Source organism: Pseudomonadota bacterium (assembly GCA_039714795.1).
Lineage (GTDB): Bacteria > Pseudomonadota > Alphaproteobacteria > JAGOMX01 > JAGOMX01 > JBDLIP01.
Map to the genome: position 1 here is coordinate 1 of JBDLIP010000084.1, position 8,118 is coordinate 8,118.

Annotated in this window: 7 protein-coding genes and 1 tRNA gene; 5 read left to right on the forward strand and 3 right to left on the reverse strand. The window is 41.0% G+C overall.

Annotation, left to right across the window (positions count from 1 at the left end):
* The first annotated feature begins 437 nt into the window (after positions 1 to 437).
* Positions 438 to 1,448: an F-box/LRR-repeat protein gene (locus tag ABFQ95_06340; protein MEN8237142.1), complete on the forward strand. Its 1,011-nt coding sequence runs from the start codon at positions 438 to 440 to the stop codon at positions 1,446 to 1,448.
* 150 nt (positions 1,449 to 1,598) lie between these two features.
* On the opposite strand, the gene ABFQ95_06345 is transcribed toward ABFQ95_06340, so the two are convergent.
* Positions 1,599 to 2,252, reverse strand: coding sequence for a hypothetical protein (locus ABFQ95_06345; protein MEN8237143.1), 654 nt, complete (start codon positions 2,250 to 2,252; stop codon positions 1,599 to 1,601).
* A gap of 299 nt (positions 2,253 to 2,551) precedes the next feature.
* Between ABFQ95_06345 and ABFQ95_06350 the strand changes: the two genes are divergently transcribed.
* Positions 2,552 to 4,909 carry a hypothetical protein gene (locus ABFQ95_06350; GenBank protein MEN8237144.1) on the forward strand — a complete coding sequence of 786 codons (2,358 nt, stop codon included), beginning with the start codon at positions 2,552 to 2,554 and terminating at the stop codon, positions 4,907 to 4,909.
* Between the two features lie 96 nt (positions 4,910 to 5,005).
* A tRNA-Cys gene (locus tag ABFQ95_06355) sits at positions 5,006 to 5,079 on the forward strand.
* Between the two features lie 180 nt (positions 5,080 to 5,259).
* Here the strand turns inward: ABFQ95_06355 and bamE are convergent.
* The gene (gene bamE / locus ABFQ95_06360) at positions 5,260 to 5,727 is read right to left on the reverse strand and encodes an outer membrane protein assembly factor BamE (protein ID MEN8237145.1); all 468 of its coding nucleotides are present in this window, start codon (positions 5,725 to 5,727) and stop codon (positions 5,260 to 5,262) included.
* A 363-nt stretch (positions 5,728 to 6,090) separates the two neighbouring features.
* On the opposite strand from bamE, the gene ABFQ95_06365 reads away from it, so the two are divergent.
* Positions 6,091 to 6,600 carry an RT0821/Lpp0805 family surface protein gene (locus ABFQ95_06365; GenBank protein MEN8237146.1) on the forward strand — a complete coding sequence of 170 codons (510 nt, stop codon included), beginning with the start codon at positions 6,091 to 6,093 and terminating at the stop codon, positions 6,598 to 6,600.
* A 136-nt stretch (positions 6,601 to 6,736) separates the two neighbouring features.
* The gene (locus tag ABFQ95_06370; protein ID MEN8237147.1) at positions 6,737 to 7,945 is read left to right on the forward strand and encodes a DnaA N-terminal domain-containing protein; all 1,209 of its coding nucleotides are present in this window, start codon (positions 6,737 to 6,739) and stop codon (positions 7,943 to 7,945) included.
* Here the strand turns inward: ABFQ95_06370 and ABFQ95_06375 are convergent.
* Positions 7,912 to 8,118, reverse strand: a 207-nt coding sequence (locus ABFQ95_06375; GenBank protein MEN8237148.1) for a hypothetical protein, incomplete at its 5' end; no start/stop codon positions are given. The two genes, ABFQ95_06370 and ABFQ95_06375, sit on opposite strands and share 34 nt — an antisense overlap.

Genomic DNA, 8,118 nt, shown 5'->3' on the forward strand with positions numbered 1-8,118 from the left:
AATCGCAAAGATTTTCCAATTCGTGCGACTTACAGTCGCACGTTCGGAAAATCAGCGTTCAGGATGACGGCCGTGTTGGTTTCACTGAACAGCCCTGATGGAGAGGATACACTTTTAGTTTATGATTGACACACTTCGGTATAAATTGAAAAGCGCAATTTATGTCCGTGTTAGGTATAATCCCGAACTGGGGTCATTATTTTTTGTCATTGAAAATATTGCGAGTTGATGACAGTTACTGAATAAAAAATATTTTCTTGAATTGATAGTAAATAATGTGGTACCAAGCTTACTTATGAGATGATTTTTCTGAGTGTTATGACTGATGTTTTTTTGAAAGTGAATTCAGTCATATCCTAAGTGATGTTTTAACTGGTTTGACTGAGCCTCAATATTACATAGGGCTTAGTTAAAAAAAATTATGGGTATATATTCAAATGACTCGATATTTTTTAACACTATCTGTTTTGTCCTTGCTTATTTTTAATAATGTGGCTTTTTCTTCAACTCTTGAAAATCCAAAGCAGAGTAAAATTTCAAGAACGACTGGGCCAAGAACGACTATCAATCCAATGCTCCCCAAGGACATTTTACCAAATATTTTTGTGCAGTTGATTAAAGACGGAAGTCTTGCCAATGCTCGCATGGTTTGCAAAACCTGGAACACTTTGCCTTTGGAAATAAAAGAATTGCGTTTTGATGAGTTTGCCAGAGTATCCCCATTAACCTTAAAGCATCTTTCTATAACACGATTGATCCTTGAGACAGGTTTTTTCCGGGAAACACCCGTTGAAAATGAAGCAGTTCAAGGAAAAAAAGCTAAAAAGAAAGGAAGTTTTCATTTTAATTTTAAGAAGAGCAAAAAAAAGCAAAATGCGCGTAAAAATCAGGAACTTGAAAAACTAACTCCGATTGAAAAAGTGAAGATTTTTCGAGGAATTGAGGTAGAAAAGCTTTCAATATATTTTCAAAATATTGACCTAGGAGAATTTGTTATAGATCACAATATCGTTCATTTAGGTATTAAAGTGATTGATATTAGGAGTTATGGGAAGGTAAAAGGCAACATAACAGTTAAAGACCTCCAGCACCTTGAAGAGTTATGCGTATATCCTTACTTGATATCGGAGGCAGGGATGTACCTTCAAACTCTTAATCTTCCCAACCTCAAAATCCTTGATATCCAAAGAAATCTATTGAATACACTCCAACCTATCATATCCAAACTTACTAATCTTGAGTATTTATATGCGAGTTGGAATAATTTTGATAAGGCAGATGTCACCGCAATACTTGACCATAAAAATACATACGGTAGTATAAAATATGTGGATTTCTCTGATAACTATAAACTCGTAGAGCTTAATCCTGAAGATAGTAAACGTTTGGAGCAGATTGAATTTATATGTCAGGGTACACCATTGCTTTACAGTGGACATAGTACCTAAATCAGCAGGAATCTGTTTTTTCATCCTAGGTAACACTGACTGAGCGTCGATCAGCGCAAAACTTTTCCGATTCGTGCAATCCGACGTTACGTGCTCGAAAAATCAGCATACAGACCAAGGACGCCCTGTGAGTGTAATTGAGCCTTGACTCTATTGTGTGATTCCTAGCTCTGATAGTAGCTCTTCTTGGCTGCGCGGTAAATTTTCCAGATGCTCTTCTTTGAGTCCAAAATCACTCAGGATGCGAACTATTTCAACTCTGAGCTCTTCTATTTCTGCAGTTATGACACGAAGACGTTTACCGATGTCAGTAGCTGGTTTTAGGTGGCGTACTTCGTACTCCGTCCCTTCCAGTTTTCCCCTTAGCTCTTCAATTTCTGCAATTAGCCTTTCAATTTCTAGAGAGGAGGTTGATTTATGGAAAGGCTTTCGTAATTTACCGAAAAGAGTCCTCTTTTTTGCTTCAGTTTCAGCAGTTTTAGTTCTTAACTCGTCTCCCTTCCTGTTTATCTCCATTCTAAGTCTATCAATTTCATTTTTCAGCCTTGTTGAAGGATCTTCTTCACTTAGAGATTCCAACTTAATCGAGAGCTCAATCATCCTTTTAATATACAAAGACACATCCTTCTTCTTGGCACGAGAGAGTAAATCAGCCCTAACATAAACATTTTCTAAATTCAATCCGTAAGGTTTGGTTTCATCAATTAAGGATTCTAGGGGTATGGCACTCCCATCATCTGTAGCAAACAGATTTGGCGTTGAGAAAGCATAAACAAAACAAACAAATAAATATAATATACGCATATCAATTATCCTTTCAATTTAACACTGTACATCTTTATATTAACTTTAATATTATTAATATTTAGTTAACGTAATTTATTTATAAATATGAAGCTATACAAATGGGTAGGTTTTGGGATGCTGTAAATTTAGCAAAGCATATCCCAATGGCACTAACTTAAGCCTAAAAATTTTGCCCCCTCATTATCTTTTTAACAAACAATAACAAAATTATATTGCCTGTATTAATTCATTTTTAACAAAAATATTGTCTAATAATGATTGAGTATTGACAAATATTTATTGATAAGGAGGAAATTATGAGAAAAGTAACGAATGGAGATAATACAGATAATATCATTAATGGATCTGGAGTTGACGGGGAGGGTGATGGTACAAGCATCGGTGATGATCATGTCAATGGCCAGGATGGAGACGATTTGATTGAAGGTCTTGGCGGTAATGATTTTTTAAATGGAGGTCCTGGTGATGATACGATTATTGGTGGTGATGGTATTGATGTAGTCCGCGGTGGTGAAGGCAATGATATCATCATAACCGATGGAGCCGATGACGATATTCGTTCGGCGGCCCAAGATGATTGTGTGGATTCAGGTGCAGGGCATGATACCGTTAATACAGCCCAAGGCAGCGATACCGTGATCCACCGTATTTTTGAAGATGCTGACCTCGAGATAACAACCAGAGGGCCAAACAAAAAAAATGGAGATATTTACCAAGATTCTGGTGGTAGTTTTCCAGATGAAACTGACGTTTTATTGATTTTTGTTACAGAAGATCAAAAAGAATATCTAGAGACTTATGAAAGCTGGGTCTTTAATGATGATGGTACGGGAGATTCAGGTATCGTCGATGTGCCAGGTTTTGAGGATTTTGTAAACAGCAAAGGTCAAGGTAGAGGAAAAATGTTTGACTTTAGCGAGTTTGCAAACGTAGCTGACGGTCAAGGAGATGAGCTAGGTCTTTTCAACTTTTTCCTAAAAATCCAGGGATTTGAACAGATCAAGTGGACGACAAACGAATCGGAAGCTTCCTGTATAGTGTGCCCGGTTCCAGCAGAAGACAATTATGTTATTACCGAAGATGAGTTCTCGATGACCGGAGCAACTGGGGTTTTACTGGGCAATAAGTTAGAAAATGATACCCCAGGTATGGGGGGCCCAGACCCTCTTTCGATTGAAAGTGTTGTGTTTAACGACTTTGATCTTACGGCTGGTAATTTGCAAGAAGGCGATGTTGAGGTAATGGTTTTAGGCGCAGATGCATTGGCAATGGGTGCTTTAGAGGTATTCCAACTCGATATTGATGGAGTGATAGCCTACATCTTAACGTTTGCCGATGGTGATGAAGTCCTTATCAACGAAAATGATGCTTTTGGTGTTATGAGTGCGGGTCAGATGCTGACGTTTAATTTTGATTACACAATCACTGAAGGCCATCGAGTAGAAGACTGTCCGCCAGAAGATAGGACTGCGCCGCAGACGGTTAAAATCAATGGAATAAATGATTGTCCAGATGCCCATGATGATAGTGCCATAATCGGAGAAGATGACAGCGTGACAGTTGGCCCTGGTACTGTAGGAGCAATATTCTTAGGCAATAAACTAACAGGAGAAGATGGTACAGCGGAAGGATTAACTGCAAATTATGAGGAAGATACAGATATTGATGGCGATTTATTAAGTATCTATAGTGTCGTATCGGATGGATTTACATTGATGCCAGACAGTGGAGCGCTGACTTCTGCTGATATTTCTATTGCGCTTCTAGGAGAAAATTTCTTCGGCGAAGGTTCCCTCGAGACTTTTGAGATTACCACAGCAGACAATTCAGATGGTGATTTAGCAGATCAGGTTGCATACATTCAAGTCTTTGCAGATGGCCGAGAATTCTTGCTCAATACTGATGATGCTTTTGCTGCGTTAGGTGAGGGGCAGATGCTCACCTTTAACTTCGAATATACCATTACCGATGGAGTTGATGCAGACGGCGATGGTGTATTTGATTGCCTAGATCATCCAGATTCCACAGCAAATCAGACAGTAAAGATTGTTGGTGATGTGGATTTAGAAATTCCTTTTGCCAGTAATATCGTACTTTATGCAGATGATGGTGATGAGGACGCCTCTGATATTAAAAAGATCAAATTCGAATTTGCAGATCAGGGTCTCTTGGATGGTGCCAATGGGGCAATGCCGGATGGCTTTATTAGCATAGATGAGATGCAGGCTTGGTTGGATTCACACTCTGATTGGTTTACTGATATGCCTGGCTTTGATGCGGCGCCAGGCTTGATTGCCTTTTCAATCCACGATGGTAATTTGCAACCTGGCGGTGTGCCTTTGCCCGCCGAAGGAGTAGATATACCTCCCTATGATCCAGAAGGTAGTGGGGGGCAAGCAGGTAACAATAATTTGATACTAGGTCCGGGTGAGGGCCAGTTGGTGTGGCTGGATGGATCTGGATTTGAAGCCACGGATAGTGATCTATTCGCAATAGGGACGGATGTGAACTTTGCAGAGGATGGAGCTACTGAAACCGGCTTTAATTCAGATGTGCTTGACGATACTGTCCTTGATGTTAGATTTGATGAAGGATTTGCAATCTTGCAGGATATGGCTATTTTGGGGAGCACGGTACCTGAAAATAATGGGTAGATATACCAATGCCACTCGGCAATTTATGGCCGCGACCAGTATATCTTGCATCAAGTAATTGACCTGGAGTGCATTCAGTACTATGTTGTAGCTAATGGCCGGGTGGCAGAGTGGTTATGCAGAGGATTGCAAATCCTTGTACGTCGGTTCGATTCCGGTCCCGGCCTCCAAGTCAGAAACCAGATGTCAGATGTCAGATGCCAGAGATCAGATGTCAGAAAGGCAGTGCTGCGCAGATATTCTGAATTAACTGGATATGACGCCTATGAAATATGAAACTTGCTCTCACACTTAGGTTAGTTAAGAGATGTAGCTATTAGCAGTCTAGGATGCAGTATCTGATTTCTGAATTACTTTGGTCCCCTTGGGTCGTCCTTGCGGACAATGCGGCCAAAGTTTCCAAAGACCTGTTGCAGGAATGATCTTTTTTGCCCGGTTGTTTCAGTTACTCTTTCAACTAGCTGAATCTTTTTGCCGTCTTCTATATCACGTTCAACAACCTCTTGCACAAGACCAGCGTCATCAAAGACGACTGCAATCACTTGTTGCTCTTTAACGTCAGGATTGAGAAAGGCAACGGCCTCGGTTGTCTTTGAAATAAAATACCAGGTTCTATCGTCAAAGGTCGACATTGTCGATGGGCTGCCCAAAATGCGAGCAACATCGTGCTTATTATGGACTCCTTGTTTAATCTGATCTAGATCATCTGGATCAACCTTTTTGCCCTGATAATGCACATTTGGACTGCAACCAGCCAAGAGCAGCACAAGACCCGTTATAGGAATTGCTTGCTTGAGGGAAAAGGGAACGCGCTTCACGAAGGTAATCCTCTACTCAGTTTAGACAAATATTAATGGTATCTTCTCGCATTTCCGGCCGATTTTGTCAAGTTCAGAGGTCAGAAATCAGAGATCAGAGATCAGAGATCAGAAATCAGAGGTCAGAGATCAGAAATCAGAGATCAGAGATCAGAGGTCAGTGTAGCAGCTATCGGTGCTAATTACTGAAAAATAATCTATTTTCTAACCTCTGACATCTGACATCTGACATCTGCCCTCTGCCCTCTGCCCTCTGCCCTCTGCCCTCTTAACCAACTATTCAGATGTGATTCCATATAATAAAGACAAATAAAAATGTGAGGTCACATTATGAAATTCAAAATTACTTGGGTGCTTGTTCTCATGGCATTGTTGAATACAGGATGTGCTAATAACCAGTGGGATGATAGTGGCCCTACAGGCGGGGTAAAGCAAACCGTAGGGACCTTGTTGGGAGCTGTTGGGGGCGGCGTTTTAGGCGCACAAATCGGCAGTGGGACCGGACAGATTGCAGCCGCCATTGGAGGGACTATAGTTGGTGGATTGTTGGGGGGCTATATAGGCAAAGGCTTGGATGATACCGATAAGCTGATGGCAGAACGCAACGCACAAGAGAGTTTAGAACACGCCCCTACAGGGAGCACCACCCAATGGCACAACCCGGATACGGGACGTTCTGGCGAGTTTACCATAGATCGCACCTATGCATATTCTGATGGGGATGCGTATACCAGAAGGCCATGCCGTGAATACAGCACGACTGTCACCATTGACGGTGAAAAGCGCAAAGCCTTTGGTGAAGCCTGCCGGCACGATGATGGCTCGTGGGAAATTATCTCGCAAAAATTTGTATCTGCGGAGCTACAAAATTAGCCCTTTCTATCCGTATTTGCCATTTTTTGTATTTGCCGCTTTTGCATTTTTTTTAAATTAGGCTTGCTTAAGCTCTTATAACATCACCCAGTTACAGCAATTTTGCATAATCTAACTGAATGATTGGAGACAACCTATGACCTCTAAACTTATCTCTTCCTCTGCTACACTGCTTATTTTTCCTGAGCTGGCACAAAAGGTTGGCCTGAATGCGGCCATTGTCCTACAGCAAGTGCATTATTGGCTCAATCCCAAGGTGAATTCTAATTTGATCCAAGGAAAATATTGGGTCTATAACACTTATGAGCAGTGGCAACGGCAATTTTCTTTTTGGAGTCTTAAAACAATTCGTCGTATTATTAACGAACTTGAAGAACAGGAGTTGCTCATTAGTTTTATCAAGCGTAACCCTACTCCAATCAAGTACTACAGCATTAATTATGAAGTATTGCGCTCTATGGGAATTACTCCCAATCACTTCACTGCAACCAGACAAGCAACAGCTGGTCAATCTGACCAGGTAAATGTGTCCAGCACGACTTGTCCAGCTGGTCAATCTGACCAGGAGCATCTGGTCAAAATGACCAGAATATATAATAAGGATACAAAGACTACTACAAAGATTACTAATCCTCCTCCTCCTCCTCCTCCTTCTCTTGCACCGACTGTTGCATCGAAATTACCTGAAATAAAAGCGGGGGATAAAAAACAGGAAGATGAGGAGGAGGATTTTCAAAATATAATTCAAGTTTGGAATGAGGAAATTCAGAGCAAGCTTAATCGACCAAAGGTTTCTCTAGACCACACGAGACGTAAGAAGCTAGGGGAGCTCTTGCAAAACGTTTTCAGCAACGACGTTGCCCAGTGGAACAGCTACTGCAAGCAAATCGGCAATTGCCGATTTTTGCTGGGAGAAAACTCCAGTGGTTTTAAAGTTACTTTGGGTTGGGCATTGCAACCTAAAAATGCCCTGAAAGTTTTAGAGGGAGCCATTTACGACAAACCTCAACCACAGTCAGAAAGACGGCAGTACAAGGAAAAAAGCGTGCCTGAATTTGATGAAGATATCAGACAACACTGTCTGGAAAACCAATATCCGGATCTGTGGTTTGAAATTTGCAAGCAATTGGTTCGAAAGATTAGCCAGCCTACGTTTAAATCTTGGTTTCTTGAAGTAACGCCTGCCAAGCTTTCTGATAACCAAGTGGTTTTGCAAACGGTGAATAGTTTTAGGAAAGAGTATATTGGCAGCAATTTTATACCGACTTTACAAGAAGTCCTTGCGGCGCATTTTGCTAAAATCCGCGAACATCATATTGAAATCGAGGTGAGGGAAGGGGGATAATATGCAATGGCACTAACTTTAAGCAGAAAAATGGCTCTTTTGCGTTTTGAGTGGGTAAGCTGAATTTTTTTCTGATCAAAAAGTTCGATACTAACTCCCTCAGTGAAGTAAAAAGCAGCAGTAGTTAAAACCATAATCGACTCAAGTGCCTTATTTTCCAGGGCATCACGGAT